This is a genomic window from Acidimicrobiia bacterium, assembly GCA_040881685.1.
GTDB lineage: Bacteria > Actinomycetota > Acidimicrobiia > IMCC26256 > PALSA-555 > SHVJ01.
In genome coordinates this window covers 158,245-178,629 of record JBBECS010000003.1, presented here as the reverse complement: position 1 = coordinate 178,629, position 20,385 = coordinate 158,245, and the positions used below count along the sequence as shown (strand labels likewise).

At 69.1% G+C, this 20,385-nt stretch carries 20 protein-coding genes; 14 read left to right on the top strand and 6 right to left on the bottom strand.

What is annotated here, in order from left to right:
* Positions 1 to 150: 150 nt before the first annotated feature.
* The 7 genes from WEE69_02035 to meaB all read left to right on the top strand — a co-directional run bounded on the left by WEE69_02035 (position 151) and on the right by meaB (position 6,801).
* Positions 151 to 1,959, top strand: a complete 1,809-nt coding sequence (locus WEE69_02035; GenBank protein ID MEX1144068.1) for a S9 family peptidase — start codon at positions 151 to 153, stop codon at positions 1,957 to 1,959.
* Complete coding sequence (locus WEE69_02030) at positions 1,956 to 2,597, top strand: alpha/beta family hydrolase (protein ID MEX1144067.1); 642 nt, start codon at positions 1,956 to 1,958, stop codon at positions 2,595 to 2,597. Before WEE69_02035 ends, WEE69_02030 begins: the two co-directional genes overlap by 4 nt.
* A gap of 62 nt (positions 2,598 to 2,659) precedes the next feature.
* Complete coding sequence (locus WEE69_02025; GenBank protein ID MEX1144066.1) at positions 2,660 to 3,169, top strand: adenylate/guanylate cyclase domain-containing protein; 510 nt, start codon at positions 2,660 to 2,662, stop codon at positions 3,167 to 3,169.
* A 35-nt stretch (positions 3,170 to 3,204) separates the two neighbouring features.
* A complete protein-coding gene (locus WEE69_02020) occupies positions 3,205 to 4,041 on the top strand; it encodes an enoyl-CoA hydratase/isomerase family protein (protein ID MEX1144065.1) in 837 nt (278 codons plus the stop codon).
* A gap of 97 nt (positions 4,042 to 4,138) precedes the next feature.
* Positions 4,139 to 5,401 (top strand): UDP-N-acetylglucosamine 1-carboxyvinyltransferase, encoded by a 1,263-nt coding sequence (gene murA, locus WEE69_02015; GenBank protein MEX1144064.1) that lies wholly within the window; start codon positions 4,139 to 4,141, stop codon positions 5,399 to 5,401.
* A 191-nt stretch (positions 5,402 to 5,592) separates the two neighbouring features.
* Positions 5,593 to 5,856 (top strand): NifU family protein, encoded by a 264-nt coding sequence (locus WEE69_02010; GenBank protein MEX1144063.1) that lies wholly within the window; start codon positions 5,593 to 5,595, stop codon positions 5,854 to 5,856.
* 6 nt (positions 5,857 to 5,862) lie between these two features.
* Positions 5,863 to 6,801 (top strand): methylmalonyl Co-A mutase-associated GTPase MeaB, encoded by a 939-nt coding sequence (gene meaB / locus WEE69_02005; protein MEX1144062.1) that lies wholly within the window; start codon positions 5,863 to 5,865, stop codon positions 6,799 to 6,801.
* On the opposite strand, the gene WEE69_02000 is transcribed toward meaB, so the two are convergent.
* Both WEE69_02000 and WEE69_01995 read right to left on the bottom strand, forming a co-directional pair.
* Positions 6,798 to 7,232 carry an SRPBCC family protein gene (locus tag WEE69_02000; GenBank protein ID MEX1144061.1) on the bottom strand — a complete coding sequence of 145 codons (435 nt, stop codon included), beginning with the start codon at positions 7,230 to 7,232 and terminating at the stop codon, positions 6,798 to 6,800. The genes meaB and WEE69_02000 overlap by 4 nt on opposite strands.
* 2 nt (positions 7,233 to 7,234) lie before the next feature.
* Positions 7,235 to 8,173, bottom strand: coding sequence for a DUF4921 family protein (locus WEE69_01995; protein ID MEX1144060.1), 939 nt, complete (start codon positions 8,171 to 8,173; stop codon positions 7,235 to 7,237).
* 40 nt (positions 8,174 to 8,213) lie between these two features.
* Between WEE69_01995 and WEE69_01990 the strand changes: the two genes are divergently transcribed.
* Positions 8,214 to 9,575, top strand: coding sequence for an FAD-dependent oxidoreductase (locus tag WEE69_01990; protein ID MEX1144059.1), 1,362 nt, complete (start codon positions 8,214 to 8,216; stop codon positions 9,573 to 9,575).
* Positions 9,576 to 9,583: 8 nt separating this feature from the next.
* Here the strand turns inward: WEE69_01990 and WEE69_01985 are convergent, their stop codons facing one another.
* Positions 9,584 to 11,362, bottom strand: coding sequence for a biotin carboxylase N-terminal domain-containing protein (locus WEE69_01985; protein ID MEX1144058.1), 1,779 nt, complete (start codon positions 11,360 to 11,362; stop codon positions 9,584 to 9,586).
* Positions 11,363 to 11,405: 43 nt separating this feature from the next.
* Here WEE69_01985 and WEE69_01980 point away from each other — a divergent pair, with 43 nt between their 5' ends.
* A complete protein-coding gene (locus tag WEE69_01980; protein ID MEX1144057.1) occupies positions 11,406 to 12,161 on the top strand; it encodes a biotin--[acetyl-CoA-carboxylase] ligase in 756 nt (251 codons plus the stop codon).
* Between the two features lie 9 nt (positions 12,162 to 12,170).
* On the opposite strand, the gene WEE69_01975 is transcribed toward WEE69_01980, so the two are convergent.
* Together WEE69_01975 and WEE69_01970 are read right to left on the bottom strand one after the other, a co-directional pair.
* Complete coding sequence (locus WEE69_01975; protein MEX1144056.1) at positions 12,171 to 13,007, bottom strand: aminotransferase class IV; 837 nt, start codon at positions 13,005 to 13,007, stop codon at positions 12,171 to 12,173.
* A complete protein-coding gene (locus WEE69_01970) occupies positions 13,007 to 14,278 on the bottom strand; it encodes an anthranilate synthase component I family protein (GenBank protein MEX1144055.1) in 1,272 nt (423 codons plus the stop codon). Before WEE69_01970 ends, WEE69_01975 begins: the two co-directional genes overlap by 1 nt.
* A 65-nt stretch (positions 14,279 to 14,343) precedes the next feature.
* On the opposite strand from WEE69_01970, the gene WEE69_01965 reads away from it, so the two are divergent.
* From WEE69_01965 to WEE69_01945, 5 genes are all read left to right on the top strand, one after another.
* Entirely contained in the window at positions 14,344 to 15,795 is a 1,452-nt protein-coding gene (locus tag WEE69_01965; GenBank protein MEX1144054.1) for an LCP family protein, read from the top strand.
* Positions 15,796 to 15,945: 150 nt separating this feature from the next.
* A complete protein-coding gene (locus tag WEE69_01960) occupies positions 15,946 to 16,842 on the top strand; it encodes a glycosyltransferase family 2 protein (protein MEX1144053.1) in 897 nt (298 codons plus the stop codon).
* 13 nt (positions 16,843 to 16,855) lie between these two features.
* Positions 16,856 to 17,653, top strand: a complete 798-nt coding sequence (locus WEE69_01955; protein ID MEX1144052.1) for a hypothetical protein — start codon at positions 16,856 to 16,858, stop codon at positions 17,651 to 17,653.
* Entirely contained in the window at positions 17,650 to 18,744 is a 1,095-nt protein-coding gene (locus WEE69_01950; protein MEX1144051.1) for an NDP-sugar synthase, read from the top strand. Before WEE69_01955 ends, WEE69_01950 begins: the two co-directional genes overlap by 4 nt.
* Positions 18,745 to 18,753: 9 nt before the next feature.
* The gene (locus WEE69_01945; GenBank protein ID MEX1144050.1) at positions 18,754 to 19,701 is read left to right on the top strand and encodes an NAD-dependent epimerase/dehydratase family protein; all 948 of its coding nucleotides are present in this window, start codon (positions 18,754 to 18,756) and stop codon (positions 19,699 to 19,701) included.
* Here WEE69_01945 and WEE69_01940 read toward each other — a convergent pair.
* Entirely contained in the window at positions 19,698 to 20,303 is a 606-nt protein-coding gene (locus WEE69_01940; GenBank protein MEX1144049.1) for a nitroreductase family protein, read from the bottom strand. The genes WEE69_01945 and WEE69_01940 overlap by 4 nt on opposite strands.
* Positions 20,304 to 20,385 lie beyond the last annotated feature (82 nt).

The window sequence follows — 20,385 nt, the reverse complement described above, 5'->3', positions numbered from 1 at the left end:
TACTGTGTGGCCCAGGATCCCTTTCCCCAGGCCGTTTTGGGGGTTCTGCGCCTAGTTGCTCCCCGCTCTTGGCGCTTCGCGCCGGGCCGCTGGGCCCCGGCTCCCGGCGCCGCAGGGTACCTGCGGCGCTCCTCGGTAGCCTCGGGCGCCGTGGGCTTCCCGATCAGCGCCGAGATGGTCGCGCGGTCCCGGGTCGTGGCCGAGCCCCGGTGGTCGCCCGATGGCCGGTGCCTCGCGTGGGTCGAGGCGTTCGGAGGCCGCGCCGACCTCGTGGTCGCGCCTTCCGATGCCGTGGGGCCACCGCAGGTGGTCACCGCTGACCTCGGGGTGTCGCCGGTCGGCGCCTACGGCGGGGGTGCGTACTGCTGGGCCGGGTCCGATCAGCTCGCAGTCGTGGCTGCCGACCGACGCTTGGTGCTCGTGCCGGCCGAGGGCGGGCCCGTCCGCGTGCTGAGCCGCGACGGCCGTGCCGCGGCACCAGCGGCCACGCCCGCCGGGGGTTGGATCGCGTTCGTGCTCGAGCGTGACGACGCCTGCGACATCGCGGTCGTGCCGAGCGACGGGTCGGCCTGGCCGGCGCGAGCGTCACACGGAGCCGACTACGCATGGGACCCCTCGTGGGCGCCCGACGGCAGCGTGTTGGCCTGGCACGAATGGGACCTCACTGGGATGTCATGGGACGCGTCGCGCATCGTCGTCGCGCGACGTGATGGCGCCGACCGCGTCGTGGTGGCGGGAGGCGACAACGAGTCGGTGGGTCAGCCGCGCTTCGCCCCCGACGCGTCCGCGCTCGGCTTCGTCTCCGATCGCTCTGGCTGGTGGAACGTGTGGACGGCGTGCATCGACGGGACCGACGCGGCGCCGGTGCTGCCCGAGGGATGCGAGCAGGCCGAGCCCGCATGGGGCCCAGGCCAGCGGTCGTTCGCGTGGGCGCCAGACGCGAGCGCGCTCGCCCTGAACCGCAACGAAGACGGATTCGGTCGTCTCGTGGTCGTCCCGCGGGGTGGCGGCGCGGCCGTGCCGAGATCCAAGGGATGGCACCACGGGCTCGACTGGGGCGCAGCGGGCGTCGTGTGCATCCGCTCGGGCGCGCGAACCCCGGCCGTGGTGAGCGTGCTCGCACCTGAAGGCGACGGCCGGCGCGAGGTCGCTCGCGGGCCGGTCGGGGGCTTCGAGGCGGCGGGGCTGGTCGAGCCCGAGCCGGTGACGTGGGAGTCCGACGACGGTTCGGCGATCCACGGCCTGCTGTACCGGCCTCTCGCGACGCCGAAGCCGCCGCTGCTTGTCGACGTCCACGGCGGGCCGACCGGTCAAGCGACCGCCGCATGGAGCGCGCGCGTCCAGTTCTTCGTCTCGCGAGGCTGGGCAGTGCTCGCGCCGAACCACCGAGGCTCGACCGGGTACGGCCGCGACTACGCACAAGCGATGGCGGAGAGCTGGGGTCTCATGGACGTCGACGACACCGCCGCGGGCATCCGTGCGGCGCGCACGCAGGGATGGTGCGATCCCACTCGTGTCGCGGCGATCGGTGGCAGCGCGGGCGGACTCACCGTGCTGCTGCTCTGTGCGCGCTTCGCCAAGCTCGTGCGTGCCGGTGTGAGCCTGTACGGCGTAACCGACTTGCGCGCGCTGGCCGAGAGCACGCATCGCTTCGAATCGCGCTATCTCGACCGCATCGTCGGCGAGCAGAGCGGGTTCGCGGATCGTTATCGTGACCGGTCGCCTGTGGCACACGCAGCCGAGATCGGCGCGCCGATCCTCTTGCTCCAGGGCGCCGACGACAACGTCGTCCCGCCCGAGCAGGCCAGAGTGCTGGTCGACGCGGTGCGCGCCGCCGGGGGCACGATCGAGCACCAGGTCTACGAGGGAGAGGGCCACGGCTTCGTGCGCCCGGAGACCGTGGCCGACGCGCTCACGCGCTCCGAAGCCTTCCTCCGAAGGTGGGTCCTCGAGTCGTGAGTGCTGCGTATCAAGGACCGAAGACCGGCGCTGATCGAGCGGTGTTGCTGGCCCACGGCGCGGGCGCCGGAATGGACGCGCGACCGCTCGTTGCCGTGGCAGATGTGCTCGAGGCCGCCGGCATCCCGTCGTTGCGCTTCGAGTACCCGTACCGCGCGGCCGGTCGCCGAGCACCCGATCGCCCGCCCGTGCTCGAGTCGGCGACCCGGGACGCGGTGGACGAGCTCAGTCGACTCAGCGGTCTCCCGCCCGATCGGCTCGTCCTCGGGGGACGTTCAATGGGTGGTCGGTTCTGCTCGATGGTCACCGCAGGCAAGGTCGACCCGGTGCCCGCGCTTGGGCTGCTCCTCCTGGGCTACCCGCTGCACCCGGCCGGAAAGCCCGAGCGGCGACGCGACGATCACTTCGGTCACATCAACGTCCCTGTGCTCTTCGTGAGCGGGACTCGGGACGCGCTCGCGCCGCAAGCCGAGCTCACGAAGTCGGCGAAGAAGATCCCTGGCCCTGTGACCTTTCGCTGGCTCGAGACGGCTGATCACGGGTTTCGGCCCCTGAAGGCGAGCGGCCGAACCATCGAAGACGTGCTCCAGGAGGTCGCCAAGACATCGGTTGCCTGGGTGAAGCCGCTGGTCACGTGAACTTCTGGCGAAGAGTCGCCAAGTGTTCGAGATGGGGGTCGCTCACCCGCGAGACTGGACTGGTGCGGGTTGAACGGGCGTTTGCTTTCATCGATCTCTGCGGCTTCACGCGGTTCACTGACGCCCACGGCGATGAGCAGGCTGTCGACGTCCTGACGCGCTTTCGGGCCGACGTACGGGAGATCGCTTCCGACCACGCGGTGCGCGTCGACAAGTGGCTCGGTGACGGCGTGATGCTGGTGAGCACCGATGACGACCGCCTCGTGGCCTCGGTGCTTTCGCTGATGTCGCGTGACGACGGGTCTGACGCGGTGCTGCCCCTGCGCGCTGGTCTGGCTGCCGGCGCGGTCATCCTCCTCGAGGGGGACGATTATGTCGGCAGCTCGGTCAACCTCGCGGCCCGCCTCTGCTCCGCCGCGGCCCCGAACGAGACACTGGCCACGATGCGCCTCGCCGCAGCCGTGCCGCCGGGAGCCGACGTCGTACCGGTGGGCGCGCTCGAAGTGCCGGGCTTCGTGCAGCCGGTAGAGGTCGCCCGCATCGAGCGGCAACGGCTCACGACGCCGATCTAGAGAAACCCGCGGCGCGGTCGGTAGCCTCGGGCCTCATGCCGGCGATCCCCAGTTACGACACGCTGCGCTTCGAGCCCGACGGCCATGTCGGTCGGCTCGTGCTGAACCGACCCGAGAAGCTCAACTCGTTCACGATCGCGATGTGGGGAGAGCTCCGCGATCTCGGGACTCGATTGCTCGCGGAGCCTGGCGAGCTCCGAGCGCTGATCGTCATCGGCGAGGGTCGCGCCTTCTCGAGCGGGATCGACACGAGTGTGTTCGCCGACGGTGCCGCGGGCGATCAGCTCGCGGCTGGTGCCGACGCGACGCACGACGACTCCGTCGTCGCAGGGATCCTTCGCGCACAGGAGTCGTACACGTGGCTCGAAGAAGCGCCGTTCGCGACGATCGCAGCCGTGCGCGGATATGCGCTCGGTGCCGGGTTGCAGCTCGCGCTCGCGTGTGACATCCGACTGCTGGCACGGGGCACGCTGGTGGGACTGCTCGAGCTGCAGTACGGCATCCTCCCCGACCTCGGCGGAACGCAGCGTCTGCCACGGATCGTCGGACCGGGTCGCGCCAAGGAGCTCATCCTCACGCGCGCTCGGATCGACGCCGACGACGCGGAACGGATCGGGTTGGCCGATCGGGTCGTCTCCGACGAGGAGCTCGACGACGCCGCCCTCGAGCTGGCCGAGACGATCGCAGCCCAGCCGCCGATCGCCGTGCGCGGCGTCAAGCGCGCCATCGCCACGGCAATGTCGGGCGCAACGGTTCGCGATGGGATGGTGATCGAAGCCGAGGCTCAGGCCGACTGTCTGCGCTCCGACGACATGAAGGAGGCGATCGCCGCCTTCGTCGAGCAACGCCCGCCGGTCTATCGGGGAACCTGATGCCAAAGGTGAGCGCCCGCGCCGCACGTATCGTGCGGCCGAAAACCGGTCGCCCAGGTGGAGTGGAGCGGCCCGGCCCACAGGGCCGAGAGCGGGATTGATGGCCCGGTTCGTCGTGCGCGGCGGGAATCCGCTGTCGGGCACCGTGCGCGTGGCCGGCATGACCAAGAACGCGGGGCTCAAGCAGATGGCGGCCGCGCTGCTCGCGACGGGCACCACTCGGTTGCACAACGTCACCCCGGTCGTCGATCTCGACGTGATGATGGAGCTGCTGCGCGGGATCGGAGCTGCAGCAGAGTGGGCCGAGCCCGGAGTCGTCCAGATAGACGTCGGCGATGAGCTCGAGCCAGAAGCGCCCTACGAGCTCGTCAGCCGCATGCGCGCGTCGATCAACGTGCTCGGTCCGTTGCTCGCGCGAATTGGTCACGCCCGCGTGGCCATGCCCGGCGGCGACAACATCGGCGCGCGCAAGCTCGACATGCACTTCGCCGCGCTCGAGGCGATGGGTGCCGAGCTCGAGGTGGTCCACGGTTTCGTGGAGGCTCGCTGCAACGCGCTGTGCGGTGCGCGGGTGGTGCTCGAGTTTCCCAGCGTCGGCGCGACCGAGACGGTCCTGACCACGGCCGTGCTCGCGAAGGGCCAGACGATCATCGAGAACGCCGCACGCGAGCCCGAGATCAGCGATCTGTGCGACTTCCTCACGGAGATGGGTGCGCACATCACGGGTGCGGGCACCTCGACGATTGAGATCGAAGGCGTCGACGAGCTGCGCGCCGTCGAACACACGATCGTCGGTGACCGCATCGAGGCGGGGACGCTGCTCATGGCATGCGCCGCAGCCGGCGGCGCCATCAACATCGAAGGAATCGACTTCCATCACGTCGAGATGATCGTGCGCAAGCTCGACGAGATGGGGATGACGATCGAAGCAACTCCCGATGGCCTCACGGCACGATCCGAGGAGCGACTGCGCTCGGTCGATGTGCAGACGCTCCCGTTCCCTGGCTTCGCGACCGACTTCATGCCGCTCGCGGTGGCCGTGCTCGCGCGAGCCGAAGGCACCGCGATCGTGACCGAGAACATCTTCGACAACCGCTTCGCGTTCGTCGACGAGCTCAACCGCATGGGTGCAGACATCCGGACCGAAGGTCGGCACGCGGTGGTGCGCGGCGTGTCGCGCCTGACCGGCGCGCCCGTCCGTGCACACGACGTACGAGCGGGTGCCGCGCTCATGCTCGCCGCGCTAGGAACCGACGGTGAGACCGTGGTGCTCGATACCGGCCACGTCGACCGTGGTTATGCCGACCTCCCCGGGAAGCTCTGCTCACTCGGCGCCGACGTCGAGCGCTTGCCGCGTTAGCGCGGCGCCCGAAGCGGAGCGCAGGGCGCTCGCCCAGCGAGCGAGCGACCGTGGGCCTAGGAGACGGAGCCTGCGGAGTCGACCGACAGGGTGGTTCCCGGCCCACCGCGAGGGAGCGAGAAAAGGCGGGAACGAGTGCGATACTGGGTGGGTTGTACTAGGGGCACCGCCCTTCGACTGGAGCCAGCACGATGACCGCAACCGCCAGCACCGAAGCCGACGTCCTCGAGGCGATCGACGCCATCCGCCCGGCGCTCCAGGCCGACGGCGGCGACATCGTCTTCAAGACCATCGACGACGCTGGCGTTGTGCACGTGGAGCTCGTCGGCGCGTGTGGCACGTGTCCGGTCTCCACGATGACCCTCAAGGCCGGGGTCGAGCGCATCATCAAGGACCGCGTGCCTGGCATCACCGCGGTCGAGGCCGACAACGTGGACGACAGCCCCGAGTACTGAGCCCGGATGACGCCCGACGCCGGCGCCTTGGTCGACGGCGCGCGAGCGGGTGACCGCGGTGCCGTCGCTCGACTGATCTCTCTCGTCGAGTCGGGAGGTGCCGCAGCGACCGAGGCGGTGGCCCGCCTCTATCCGCACACCGGCAACGCGTACACGGTGGGCATCACGGGCGCACCAGGCGCGGGCAAGTCCACGATCACCGACCGCCTGATCACCCGCATACGACGCGATGGTGAAGAGGTGGGCGTGCTCGCGGTGGACCCCACGAGCCCGTTCACCGGCGGAGCGATCCTGGGCGACCGTGTCCGCATGCAGGACCACGCCACGGACGAGGGTGTGTTCATCCGATCGATGGCGACGCGTGGTCATCTCGGCGGCCTCGCGCTCGCAACCCCGCAAGCGCTGCGGGTGCTGGACGCGGCGGGGAAGCCGTGGCTGATCGTCGAGACCGTCGGTGTCGGTCAGGTCGAGGTCGAGATCGCCCGCGCCGCCGACACAACCGCGGTCGTGGTCAACCCCGGTTGGGGTGACGGGGTGCAAACCGCGAAGGCCGGTCTGCTCGAGATCGCCGACGTGCTCGTCGTGAACAAGGCCGATCGACCCGGCGTCGACGAGACCGTGCGCGACCTTCTCCAGATGCTCGAGCTCGGCGGCGAGCGGGCGTGGCAGCCGCCGGTCATCGAGACGATCGCCACCGAGAACCGCGGCATCGACGAGCTGTTTGACGCGGTTGTGGGTCATCGAGCGTTCCTCGAGGCCGACGGTCGCCTCGACGAGCGTCGGTTCGAGCGTGTGCGCGAAGAGCTGCGATCGATCGTGCACGCCCGACTTGCCACGCAGGTCGACCACCTGTGCGCGGGGGACGACTTCGAGAAGCTCGTGGCTCGCGTCGCTGACCGATCGCTCGACCCGTACGCGGCGGTCGCGAGCCTCGTCGCCGGCTAGCGGCTCTCGACGATCGCCTTCAACCGTCGGAGGTTCTTCCGCCACACTCGACCGAGCACCGGTTTCGCGATCCGCTCGCCGACGGCGCTGCCCATCCACCACGGGAAGCGCAGCACCTCCTCCCAACAGAAGCGCGTGCCGGAGCCATCCGGTGTGAGCGTGAAGCGCCCGGTACCGGTGACGACGCCAGTATGCGCGATGCCCATCACCGCGTCGGTCTCCCATTCGGTCACGCGGAGCACATCATGGTTCCGGAAGGGACCGACCTTCGTGAGGCAGGCAAACTCGGCGCCAATGCCTCCGTGCTCCTCCGTCAAGAGCGTGATCTCTATGGCATCTCGCATCCACGTCGGGTGGGTCGAGATGTCCTCGACGGCGCGCCACACCGTCGTTGGCGGCGCGGCGAACCGTTCGCATTGCGAGATCCTCACACTCACCGCGCGTCCCGGAGCTGTGCTGCCGCGTGCTCGGGGTCGACCGAGTTGACGAACACGCCCGTGCCGAGCTCGAAGCCGGCAACCACTGCGGTCCGCGGCGTGACCTCGACCCACCAGTGGTATCGGGCGCCGGACGGCGCGTCGGCGCCATGGATCACGACGTTGTAGGGCGGGTGATCGAGCACGTCCGCGACACTCGCAAGCACGTCGCGCAACACCACGGCCACCCCGAGTACGTGCGCGTCGGTGGCCTCGTCGAACCGGGCACCCGCCCAACGTGCCGCGATGCGGATCTCGAACGGGGAAGCGGATCCCGTCGGGCACCACGCCGCCACCTCCTCGCCGACCACGACGCCTTGCTCCCGATCCACTGCGTCGGCGAGGTCCGCGAGCACGAGATCGGACGCCGCGTCGGCGAACCGCTCCGTCGCCACGGTGACCGCGGGGGGAATGAAGTCGAGCGCTACGAGCTGCGCGTGCGGGTGGGCGATGGATGCCCCGGCGGCACGGCCGTGGTTGATCAGGACCTGGACGTACTCGTGACCAGAGCCCACGTTGGCGCGGGCGCGATCCCGCAACATGCCGAGCACCTCGGCCGCCTCGTCATGGGTCAGCGCCCCGAAGTCGCGGTCGTGATCCGGGGACAACGCGATCACCTCGTGCGCTCCGGTCGCGCCCGTCCCCGCTTCTTCGCCCCCGACGATGGGGTACAGGTTGGGGAAAACGCGCACGCGCCATCCGGGTTCACCCGGTCCACCCGCACCCAAGCGCGCGATCTCGGGCGGCGTCTCTGCTTCGTGCCCGGGACAGAACGCGCATGCGGCGGCCCCATCTGCGACGCGGGTGATTGGGGAAGTCGTGTGTGGACGCGCTCCCCGAGCGGCGGCGACCAGCACCAAGCGCCCGGTGAGCGCATCGTGTCGCAGCTCGGGCACACGTGAAGGCTAGCGACAGGCCTTCGCGTACCCTTGTTCCATGCCAACGACGCGCCTCGTGATCATCGGCGGAGGTCCCGCCGGCAACGCGTGCGCCACGGTCGCCGCCACGCTCGGGGCCGAGGTGACGCTCGTCGAACGCGAGATCGTCGGTGGTGCCGCGCACCTGTGGGACTGCATCCCGTCCAAGGCGCTCATCGCGACCGGGGGAGAGCTCAGCGAGCTCCACCGCGCACCAGAGATGGGGCTGCGGGCCGAGGGCACGCTCGACGTGCAAGCGCTGACGCGTCGCATCGACTCGATCCAGAAGCACTTGCACGCGTCGGTGTTCGAGCTTCTTGGCTCACAAGGTGTACGGCTGGTCACCGGAACCGCGCGCTTCAAGGATGACCACACCGTCGTCGCCGAGACCGACGACGGGCTCGAAGAGCTCGAAGCCGACTTCGTGGTCATCGCGACCGGTTCACGGCCGCGTGTTCCCGACTTCGCGGCGGTCGACGGCGAACGCATCCTCACCACGCGCCACTGCTACCCACCGCCCGAGATCCCCGAGCACGCGATCGTGATCGGTTCGGGTGTGACCGGTGTCGAGTTCACCCACATGTTCGCCTCGCTCGGGTCCAAGGTCACGTTGCTCGTCTCCCGTCAGCAGGTGCTCCCGATCAAGGACGCCGAGGTGGCGTCAGTGCTCGAAGACGCGTTCCTCGCTCGAGGCGTCACCCTGCTCAAGGGGGCGCGGGCGTCGGCGATCGACCGTGACGGCGATGTGGTGCGCGTGAGCTGCGAAGACGGACGGGTCATCGAGGGCTCACACGCGATCCTGGCCGTCGGCTCCGTTCCGAGTACGGAGGGCCTGGGGCTTCCGGAGATCGGCGTGCTCCTCGACGACGGTGCCTACGTAGTGGTGAACCACAACTGCGTGTCGAGCCAGCGCCACGTCTATGCCATCGGCGATGTCTCGGGGAAGCTCCCGCTCTCGTCGGTCGCGGCGATGCAAGGCCGCAAGATCGCTGAGCACCTCATGGGCATGCACAACCGTCCACACCGCAACCTCGACTACGACAAAGCCGCGTCGGCGGTCTTCACCGAACCCGAGATCGCCGACGTCGGGCTCGCCGAAGCCGAGGCGTTCGCGAGCGGCCGAAAGATCCGAGTCACGAAGGTGCCGTTCACCGCCAACGCCAAGGCGCTCATCCAGGGCGACCCGCGCGGCTTCGTGAAGATCATCTCTGACCCCGCGACCGGGGTGGTCCTCGGTGGCTCCATCGTCGGACGCAACGCAGCCGAGCTCATCGGGGTCGTAGCGCTCGCCGTCACCGCCGGCCTCAAGGTCAGCGACATCGTCGATTCGCTGCTCGTACACCCGACGCTCAGCGAGTCCCTCGCCGACGCGGCGTCCTGAGCGGGGGCTTAGCCGAGGACGAGCAGCACGTCGCCAGGGCCGACCGTGTCGCCGGCCTCGACGCGAATCTCTTTCACCGTTCCTGACCCCACCGCGTTGATGTGGTTCTCCATCTTCATCGCCTCGAGCACGAGCAACGCCTGTCCTGCCTCGACCTCGTCTCCCGCGGCAACGAGCACCTTTACGATCGTCCCTTGCATTGGCGCACTGATGACGCCGTCGCCCGAGCCGCCCGTGCTGCCGGCCGCGGCCGGCCGCGGCCGCGGCGTACGCCGTCCCGTCCCGCCACCCCCTGCGCTGACCGGCGCGTCGGGGAGCCAGAGTCGCACGGAGAACCGCTTCCCGTTCACCTCGACCGGAACCGCGCGTTCGACGAGTGGAGACGTGGCGGCCTCGGCATCGCCCGCGGATGACACCGCGGCGGGCGCGGGCGTGGCGGCGAACAAGGTCGTGTCGAACTCGTCCTCGACCCACTTCGTGGAGTGCTGTCCGGCGGCGAACACCGGGTCGGCGAGCAATGCGAGGTGCGCGGGCGTGGTCGTGCGGACACCCTCGACCACCAGCTCTCCGAGCGCGCGCAGCATGCGCTCGGTAGCCCGTTCACGATCGGGTGCCCAGACGACGAGCTTGCCGATCAGGTTGTCGTAGTACTGCGAGATGGTGTCGCCCTCTTCGTAGCCACCGTCCCAGCGCACACCGGGCCCGCTCGGCACACGCAGGCGACTGAGGGTGCCCGGTGACGGGAGGAACCGCTTCGACGGGTCCTCGGCGTTGATCCGGCATTCGATCGCGTGTCCGTGCCTCGTCACCGAGTCCTGGGTGAACGAGAGCGGCGCGCCATTGGCCACCCTGATCTGCTCGGCAACCAGGTCGAGGCGCGTGACCTCCTCGGTCACGCAGTGCTCGACCTGCAGCCGTGTGTTCATCTCGAGGAACCAGAACTCCTCGTCCTGGTAGAGCATCTCGACCGTGCCCGCGTTCACGTACCCGCAGGCGAGTGCCACCTTCACCGCGGCCGCGCCCATGGCCTCGCGCGTTGCATCCGAGATCCCTGGTGCGGGCGTCTCTTCGATGAGCTTCTGATGGCGGCGTTGCGTCGAGCAGTCGCGCTCGCCGAGCCATACGCCGGTGCCGTGCGTGTCGCAGAACACCTGCACCTCGACGTGGCGGGGCCGCGTGAGGTAGCGCTCGAGGTAGGCCTCGGGGCGACCGAAGTACGCCGTCGCCTCGCGTGTTGCGGATTCGAATGCTGACGCGGCGTCATCGGCGCTCTCGCAGATCTTCATGCCCTTGCCGCCACCGCCGAAGGCGGCCTTGATGGCGACAGGCCAGCCGTGCTCCTCGCCGAACGCGACGATGTCGTCGACGCCGACGATGGGCTCGAGCGTTCCCGGAACCGAGGCCACCTTCGCCGCGGCCGCGGCCTTACGCGACGAGATCTTGTCGCCCATGACCTCGATTGCCTCGGGCGGCGGACCGATCCACGTGAGTCCGGCGTCGGTCACGGCGCGGGCGAAGTCGGCATTCTCGGCGAAGAAGCCATACCCAGGGTGCACCGCGTCGGCACCGCTGCTGCGAGCGATCTCCAGCATCCGTTCCGTGTTCAGGTAGCTCTCGGCCGCCGTCTGACCCCCGAGCGCGTGTGCCTCGTCGGCGAACCGAGCATGGAGCGCGTCGCGATCAAGTTCCGAGTACACGGCAACGCTCGCGATGCCGAGCTCGCGACAGGTCCGCATGACCCGCACCGCAATCTCGCCGCGGTTGGCAATGAGGATCTTCGAAAGCACGGCAGCCCCTGGCTCGAAGCGCGAAGTCCGTATCCTACGGGCGATGGGTGACGAACCCGCCAGCCGGGTCGGACGCTGGCGAGTTCGACGTTTCGACACCATCGATTCCACGAACCGGTGGCTGCTCGACGAGGCGCGCGGCGGCGCGCCGGAAGGACTGGTCGCAGTCGCAGATCACCAAACGGCAGGCCGGGGGCGTCGCGGGCGAACGTGGAGCGCACCGTCGGGATCGTCGCTCCTCGTGTCAGTGCTGCTGCGGCCCCGCATCGATACCCAACAGGTCCATGTGCTCACGATGGCCGCGGCCGTGGCGTTGCGCGCGGCTGTCGAGCAGGTCGCTTCGTTGCGTGCGGACGTGAAGTGGCCGAACGACCTCGTCGTGGTGGACCGGAAGCTGGCCGGCATCCTCGCGGAGACCGAGCTGACGGCCAACGGTGAGATCGGTGCGGTCGTGATCGGCCTTGGCTGCAACGTGGAATGGGTCGACTTCCCCCCAGAGCTTGCCGAGCGCGCGACCGCGTGCAACCTCGAGGCGGGCCGGCCGGTCGACCGAGCCGAGTTGTTGGCTGCCTTCCTCGATCGTCTGGCCGAGCAGCTCGACGATCTCGACGGGGTGCCAGCTGCATATCGGTCCGTGCTGGCAACGTTGGGCCGCCGCGTGCGGGTGGACCTCGGCACGCGCGCCATCGAGGGAACCGCGACCGACATCGACGAAGCCGGTCGGCTGGTCGTCACGAACGAAGATGGAATCAGCGAGGTCGTCGCCGCTGGCGACGTGGTCCACTTGCGACACCCGTGACGTCGTGCGTCATGGATCCAGATTCGTCGCGACGAGCTCCTTGAACGCTTCAGCGAGCTGTTCCGTCACGGGGCCGGGCGCGGCAGGGAGCTCGCGGTCGTCGACGTTGGCGATGGGGTGCACCTCTCGGGTGGTGGAGGTGAGGAACGCTTCCTGTGCCCTGGCGAACGCATCTGGCGTCAACGAGCGTTCCTCGACGGCAATGCCGTGCTCCCGACCGAGCTCGAGCACAAGTGCCCGCGTCACGCCCAGCAGGCATCCCGAGTCGCCCGGCGGAGTGACCGCGACCCCGTCGAGCACCACGAACAGGTTCGACCCGGTCGCCTCACAGAGCTCGCCACGCGTGTTGTGGAAGATGGCCTCGTTCGCGCCTCGCTCGTACGCGTACGCGAGGGCGCGCACGTTCTCGGCATACGAGATCGTCTTGAGCCCAGCGGTCGCGCCGCGTTCGTTGCGCGGCCAGGGCACGGTTGCGACCGCCTCTGTCGGCGGCCATTGCTTGAGCACGGTCGCGGCGACGACGACGGTGGGTGGTGCATCCCCGCGCTCGGACCCGAGTGGCGCAGGTCCGCCCGTCACGGTCACGCGGAGCCGCGCGTCGTGCAGACCGTTGGCGTTCAGCACTCCGTCGGCCGCGGCCCGCAGCGCGGCGAGCTCGGGGACGGCCAATCCGAGTCCGTGCGCCGAGTGGACGAGCCGTTCGTAGTGGCGCCGCCACGCAAAGGGAACCCCTCCGTACACGCGCAGCGTCTCGAAGACGCCGTCACCGACAAGCAATCCGTGATCGAACGGCGAGATTCGCGCCTCGTGCTCGTCGACGAGCTGCCCGTTCAAGCAGATGATCATCACTCTGGTCGCGCTCGCTCGGTCGCGGGATGCCTGCGACCGCCCTTCGGGACGCTCGCCGCTCCTGCAAGCTCGCTCTCTCCGTTTGCTCGCTGCCCCGCAGCGGCGACCAGCAGCTGCGCGGCTTTGAGCTCGGTCTCGCGCCACTCCGCGGCCGGGTCGGAGTCGGCGACGATGCCCCCACCCACACCGAGGCGCGTCCCCTCGCTGTCCACGACGAAGGTTCGGATCGCGACGGCGAGGTCGCCTTCGTCGCGCTCGGTATCGAGCCATCCGATCGCCCCGCAGTACACACCGCGGCGCGTCGGTTCGAGATCCTCGATGGCCTGGAGGACGCGCGGCTTGGGTGCGCCCGTGACCGAAGCCGGGGGGAAGGTCGCCCGCACGAGTCCGCCAGGTCCAACGCCTTCGCGAAGACGACCGCGGATCGTGCTTACGAGGTGGTGCAGGCCCGGATGAGCCTCGACGCCGCACAGCTCCGGGACGTGAACCGTTCCGTACTCGCACACGCGACCGAGATCGTTGCGCGCGAGATCAACGATCATGACGTTCTCGGCACGGTCCTTCGCGCTCGCGCGCAACCATGCCGCGTCGACTGCGGTTCCCTTGATCGGGCGGGTCTCCACATCACGGCCGCGCCAGGCAAGGAACCGCTCGGGCGACGACGACACGACAACGGTCTCGGCGCCAGGGAGGACAGGAAGCGTCACGAGTGCGGCATGGGGTGCGGGATTGCGATCGGCGAGGGAGTGGAAGAGCGCGATCGGATCGGCGCCCTGGTCCCACGCGAGCTGGCGAGTGAGGTTCACCTGGTAGCACTCGCCGGACTCGATGAGTGCGACGATCGCACGAACACCGGCTTCGAACTCGTGCTTCTCCAGGGTGGATCGCGCTGACCCGAGCTGCGTCGGATCCGCGACACGAGGCGCGCGCTCGACACGCCGCTCGAGCCGTGAGCGTGCATCGGGTGATCCGACGAGGTTGGTCCCGGTGTCGGTGATCAGCAGCCGGGCGTCGTACCGGGCCAGCACGAGATCGGGGAGCTCGGGGTCGGCTGCGAGGCGGCACGTGACGCGTTCGACCGACCGCCCGAGGTCGTAGGTGAGCACGCCGGCCCACCAGCCGGGTGTGAGCTCGTCGAGCGCGCGCAGCGCGTCCGTGCGATGTGCGGTGACGACCTCGACCGGATCCGCGGCGACGATGGTTGTGGACCCGGCGCGCATCACCACTGGTGTGGACGCGAGCTCGGGAATCGTGGGACGGAGCACCACTTCGGGAGGGTAGGCGACGAGTCCGAGGGAACCGCACGAAATCGCTTCGGTACCATGACCACTCCATGGAGAACCCGTCGTCAGCCCGTCGCGCCTTCGCCGGGCGCTACGCGGTCGCATTCGGCGTCTCCGCGCTGTTGATGATCGTTGCGGTGGTGGCGGTCAACTATGTGATCGATCAAAAGATCGACGAGATCGACGCCGTCAAAGTTGCGACGGCAGCCGCGCCGCCCGAGGGGGCCAACTATCTCGTGATCGGCTCCGACACGCGTGAGTTCGTGGAGAACGCAGGGCAGGAAGAGGCGTTCGGCAACCAAGAGGACGTCGAAGGCAAGCGGTCCGACACGATGATGGTCGTTCACGTGGAGCCGGGAGCGCAGCGCACGTTGGTGGTGTCGTTCCCGCGTGACCTCTGGGTCGATGTTCCCGGTGTCGGGATGGAGAAGATCAACTACGCGTTCAACATCAGTGCCGACAAGACGATCGCGACCCTGAAGGCCAACTTCGGGATCGAGATCAACCACTACATCGAGGTCGACTTCCAGAGCTTCGAGGGCATCGTCAAGGCGATCGGCAGCGTGCCGACGTACTTCCCATACCCGGCACGCGACGCCAACACGAACCTCTTCGTTCGTACGCCCGGATGCCGTCGACTCGATGGACCGGCGAGCCTCGCCTACGTGCGGTCGCGCTCGCTCGAGTACCTCAACCTCGAGACCGATGATTGGGTGTCTGCAGACATCGTTCCCGACATCAGCCGCATCGAGCGCCAGCAATCCTTCATCCGGTCCATGGCTGGGCTCGCGGTGGCGAGGAGCCTCAACGACCCCTTCACTGCGCTCGACATCACCAACGAAGTCGTGCAGAACTTGAAAGCCGATGAGGGGTTGGCGAAGGACGACATCCTCTCGATCGTCGAGGCGTTCCGCACGGTGAACGCCAACGACCAGAGCGCGCTCGACATGAGGACCTTCCCGTGGAAGTCGGGCCCTGCGCAAAATGGTGCCTCGGTGCTGTACCCGGATGACCCGGCGTGGCGCGAGATGGCCAAGCTCCTCGGTGACTTCGGCAGTGTGGCCACCACGAGCTCCGCGGCGCCTTCCGACGTGAAGCTTCGGGTCCTGGACGGAACCGGGCAGGTCGACACGGCAACCGCTGCGCTCGACGAGCTCGCGAAGATCGGGTTCAAGCGCGCCGGCGCGCGTAGCGATGCGCGAGCAGAGGTGGCGCTTACTGAGGTTCGCTACGCGCCGGGTGAGCAAGACGCCGGCAAGCTCGTGCTCTCCTACGTCGAGCCCTCGGCCCGGCTGGTGCTCGACCCCTCGCTCAAAGGCGCCGACGTCGTCTTGGTGCTCGGTGCCGACTTCGTGAGCATCCTGGTGCCCGAGTCGCTGACCACGTCCACCACAGGCGTCGCGGACACACTGGTGCCGGTGACGGAGGAGGGGCTGGCACCCGCACCGGTCGCGGACTTGAGCGAGCTCGGCAAGCCGGCACCCAAGATCCCGCCCTGCTGACATGAGTGAGCGTCGGCGGGACGGAAGTCGGGCGGCTTTGCCGGTCGACGACCAGGAGACGGAGCCTGCGGAGTCGACCGGCGAATTGGTCCCCGGCCCGCAGCGAATGGGGCCCGAGCGGCCCGGTGCGAAGCACCGAGAGCGGGAATGGTGAGCGAGCCCCGGTGGGCGGCGGTGGTCGTGAACTACGAGGCCGGCGACCTCCTGGCCGAATGCGTGCAGTCGTTGCTCGCCGACACCTCGGCCGGCGCGGCCGAGATCGTCGTCGTGGACAACGGGTCCACCGACGGCTCGATCGAGCGATTGCGTTCGCTGGTGCCTGACGTCCAGGTGATCACGCCCGATCGCAACCGCGGGTATGCAAGCGCCGCGAACGCGGGAGCCGCTGTGACGACTGGGCCCGTCGTCGCAGTCTGCAACTGCGACGTGCGTGTCGAAGCCGGAACTGCGAGCGCAGTGCTCGCAAGGTTCGACCACGAGCCGGATCTCGGCGCGGTCGGTCCATCGGTTCGCAACGTCGACGGTACGCAATATCCGTCGGCGCGCTCGATCCCGCGCCTGCGGGACGCGGTCGGTCACGGTGTGCTCGGCCTGTTCAAACCCGGCAACCGCTTCACCCGCCGTTACCGCGAGCTCGACGCCGATCCCTCGCAGCCACGCGACGTCGGCTTCGTGTCAGGCGCAGCCGTGTGGCTCCGTCGTAGCGCGCTCGATGCCGTGGGTGGCTGGGATGCGGGCTACTTCATGTACGTCGAGGACGTGGACCTCTGCTGGCGACTGCGCGGGGCCGGGTGGAGGGTTGCCTACGAACCGGGAGGCGAGGTCGTCCACGTGCAGGGTGCGAGCACGGCGCGGCGGCCGTACCGGATGCTGCTCTCGCATCATCGATCGCTCCTGCGCTTCGCGGCGAAGCGCTGGCATGGATGGCGCCGCGTGCTCCTCGTCCCGGCGTTCGGTTACCTCTCCGTGCGCTTCGGCCTCGCCGCGCTCGCCCACGCGCTCGGTGGGCGCCGGTCGCGGCCCGTCAGTTCGAGACCGACCGGGTAGCCTCGACGCGGTCATGGCCAGATCTAACAAGTACTCCCGCGCCCGCATACGAGCCAAGGTGCGGCGCCCCAAGAAGCGCGGCGGCGCGCGCTGGTACTACGGGGCGCTCGCGCTGATCGTCGCCGCGGGCGTGACCGGGATCGTCACGTCGGCGGGGGGCAACGACGTCCACCCACTCGCGGGCATCAACCCGGTGACGAGCGACTTCTATGACCACTGGCACGAGGCGCTCGGCGTCAACGTGTGTGGCGAGTGGCTCTCCGAGCCGCTCGAGTTCCACAATGTCACCGACAGCAACATCCAGGCCGGGCTGCACACCCACGGCGACGGCTTCATCCACATCCACCCGTACTCCAGCGCCGACGCGGGCGACAACGCGACGCTCGGCCGCTACTTCCACAACGGCGGGTGGACGGTCGCCGAGGACTCGTTCGACGTCTGGGCGGGCCCCGCGGTCGAACCCGGTACCACCACCTGGTCGAACGGCGACAAGTGCCCTCCCGGCTCCACGATGGCCGGCCGCACCGGCGTCGTGAAGTGGTCGGTCGACTGCACGGGCCGGACCGGGAACCCCGCCGACTACAAGCTCCAAGATCTCCATGTGGTCGCGCTCGCGTTCCTCCCCAAGGGTGAAGCCATCGGCGTGCCGCCGAACGCGTTCGAGGCACCCGACCCCGACGCCGGCCAGGAGACACCCGAAGCGCTCGACGTGAAGTCGTGCAGCACCGCGGGGCCGGGTGGCGAAGCCCCGACCACCACCACGTCGAGCGCCACCACGTCGACCACCGGTCCGGCAACCGCCACGCCGTGAAAGCCGTCGTGCTCGTCGGCGGCGAGGGCACGCGCCTTCGTCCGCTGACCCTCACGACACCCAAGCCGCTGCTGCCGGTCGGCGGTCGGCCGCTCATCGAGCGTCAGCTCGCGTGGCTGGGCGCGTACGGCGTCGACGAGGTCGTGCTCTCGCTCGGGTACCTGCCTGACGCGTTCGTCCACCACTTCCCTCGTGACCGGTTCGGTGCGATGCGCCTCGTGTACGCCGTCGAACCGGAGCCGCTCGGAACCGCCGGTGCCATTCGCTTCGCCGTCGAGCAAGCAGGCATCGATGAACGCGTGGTCGTGTGCAACGGCGACGTGCTCACCACGCTCGACCTCCGAGCGTTCGTCGAATTCCATGTCGACCGCGATGCCGCGGCGACGATTCACCTGTCGCACGTTGAGGACCCGTCGGCTCTGGGAGCAGTGCCCACGTACCCCGACGGTGAGGTTCAGGCGTTTGTCGAGAAGCCGAAACCGGGAACGTCGCCGAGCGACTGGATCAACGCGGGGACGTACGTGCTGGAGCCTGAGGTGTTCGCCCGCATCCCGGCTGGGGTCGCCGTGTCGATCGAGCGTGAGACCTTCCCCGGGCTGCTCGAAGAACGCGGGAAGGTGTATGCCTTGGGAACCGACGACTACTGGCTCGATGTGGGCACACCGCAGACCTACCTGGACGCGCACGCCGACGTGCTTGCCGGGCGCTTGGGGCTTCCGCCGGTGCCGGACGCGCAGGAGGCGTCACCCGGCGTGTGGGTCCAAGGCGAGATCGACCTCACAGCGGCGACCTTCGAAGCGCCGCTGCTCATCGGTGCCGGCGCGTGCTTCGCGCGCGGTGCACGCGTCTCGGCCTCGACGATCGGGCCAGGTGCCCAGGTCGGACTGGACGCGGTCGTCGATGGTTCGGTCCTGCACGCACGCGCGCTCGTAGCTGACGGCGCGGTCGCGCGGACATCGATCGTCGGCGCCGACGCGTGCGTCGACGCCCGTGCGAGTGTTCTCGATCTCTCAATCGTGGGTGCCGGCGCGCGTGTTTCCGCCGGCTCAACCCTCGTTGGTGGTCGCGTCCCCGTCGCGACCGCGAGCTGAGGAGTCGAGGTGCGCGTACTCGTCACCGGTGGCGCGGGCTTCATCGGGTCGACCCTCGTGGACCGTCTGCTCGCGGAGGGGTACGACGTCGATGTGGTCGACGACCTCTCGACAGGATCGTTGGCCAACCTGGCTGACGCGCGCGCACAGCGTCAGCGGAAGATGACCTTCCAGCGTCTGGATGTCCGGTCCGACGCCATGCGCGAGCTGATCGCGCATCGAAAGCCCGAGGTCGTGTTCCATCTGGCCGCGCAAGCCGACGTGCGCGTGTCGGTCTCGAACCCGATGCTCGACGCAGAGGTGAACATCCTCGGATCGTTGAACGTGATCAATGCCGCGCTGGAGGCCGGCACTCGCAAGGTGGTGTTCGCAGGGTCCGGCGGCACGTTGTACGGCGTGCCCGACGCGACGCCCACTCGGGAAGGGCACCCGCAGCGGCCGCTGTCGCCGTACGGCGTGTCGAAGAAGGCGGTCGGCGACTACCTGCATTACTACCGCGAGATCCACGGCCTGGAGTACTCGGTACTCGCGCTCGCGAACGTGTTCGGGCCGCGCCAAGACCCGCATGGAGAAGCCGGCGTGGTTGCGATCTTCGCAGGGAAGCTCCTGGCGAGTGTGCGCCCGACGATCTACGGCGACGGTGAGCAGACGCGCGACTTCGTGTTCGTCGACGACGTGGTGGACGCCTTCGCGCGCGCCGCCGACAAGGGTGGCGGGCTGATCGTGAACATCGGCAGCGGCGTCGAGACGAGCGTGCAGCAGCTCTTCGACCTCATGGCGCGTGCGACGGGCTATCCCGAGCCAGCTCGCTACGGACCGCTGCGCACAGGAGAGCTGAACCGCTCGGCGCTCGACCCCGGTCGGGCCGCGATCCACCTCGGCTGGAAGCCGTACACGTCGCTGGAAGAGGGCCTCGAGCGATCCATCGACTGGTTCAGAAATCAAGGGGAGAACTAGCGGAACGAGCGCAGATCCCCGAGAGGTAGGGGTGGACGTGCGCGGGGCAGGTAGTCCTCGGCAGGATGGCCGACGAGCACGAGTGCGTGGGGGAGCCAGTCGTCGGGCAGCTCGAGCGCGTCGCGCGCGGTTTCGGGGCAGAAGATCGGGGCGGCCACCCAGCACGACGCGAGCCCGGCGTCGGCCGCAGCCAGCATGAGGTTCTCAACCGCGGCGCCGAGCGAGAGCAGCGCCATGCCCCACTCCGCGCGTTGGCGGGCCTCGTCGGGATAGCGATCGAGGCCGTCCCAGGTGAGACAGCCGAGGATCGATGCGGGCGAGTGGGTGAGGCGCTCGTGCGACGCGCCAACGAGCTCTTCGATGCGGTCGTCATCGAGCCCGTCGGCGCGCAGATCCTCACGCCACCTCGCGCCCATGCCGTCGGCCAGGTCGCGCTTGGCGTCGGCACTGTCCACGACCACCCATCGCCACGGGCGTGAGTGGTGCGGGGCTGGCGCGAGGCACGCGGCTTCTACGAGCGCGTCCAGGACGTCACGCGCTACGGGTTCAGCACGGAACGCGCGGATCGAACGCCGCGCCACGAGCAGCTCGGGAACGGTCACGCTCTCACTCTTCCCGCTCTCGGCCCTTCGGGCCGGGCCGCTCCTCTCTACCTCGGCGACCGCTCGCTGCGCCGCACGATAC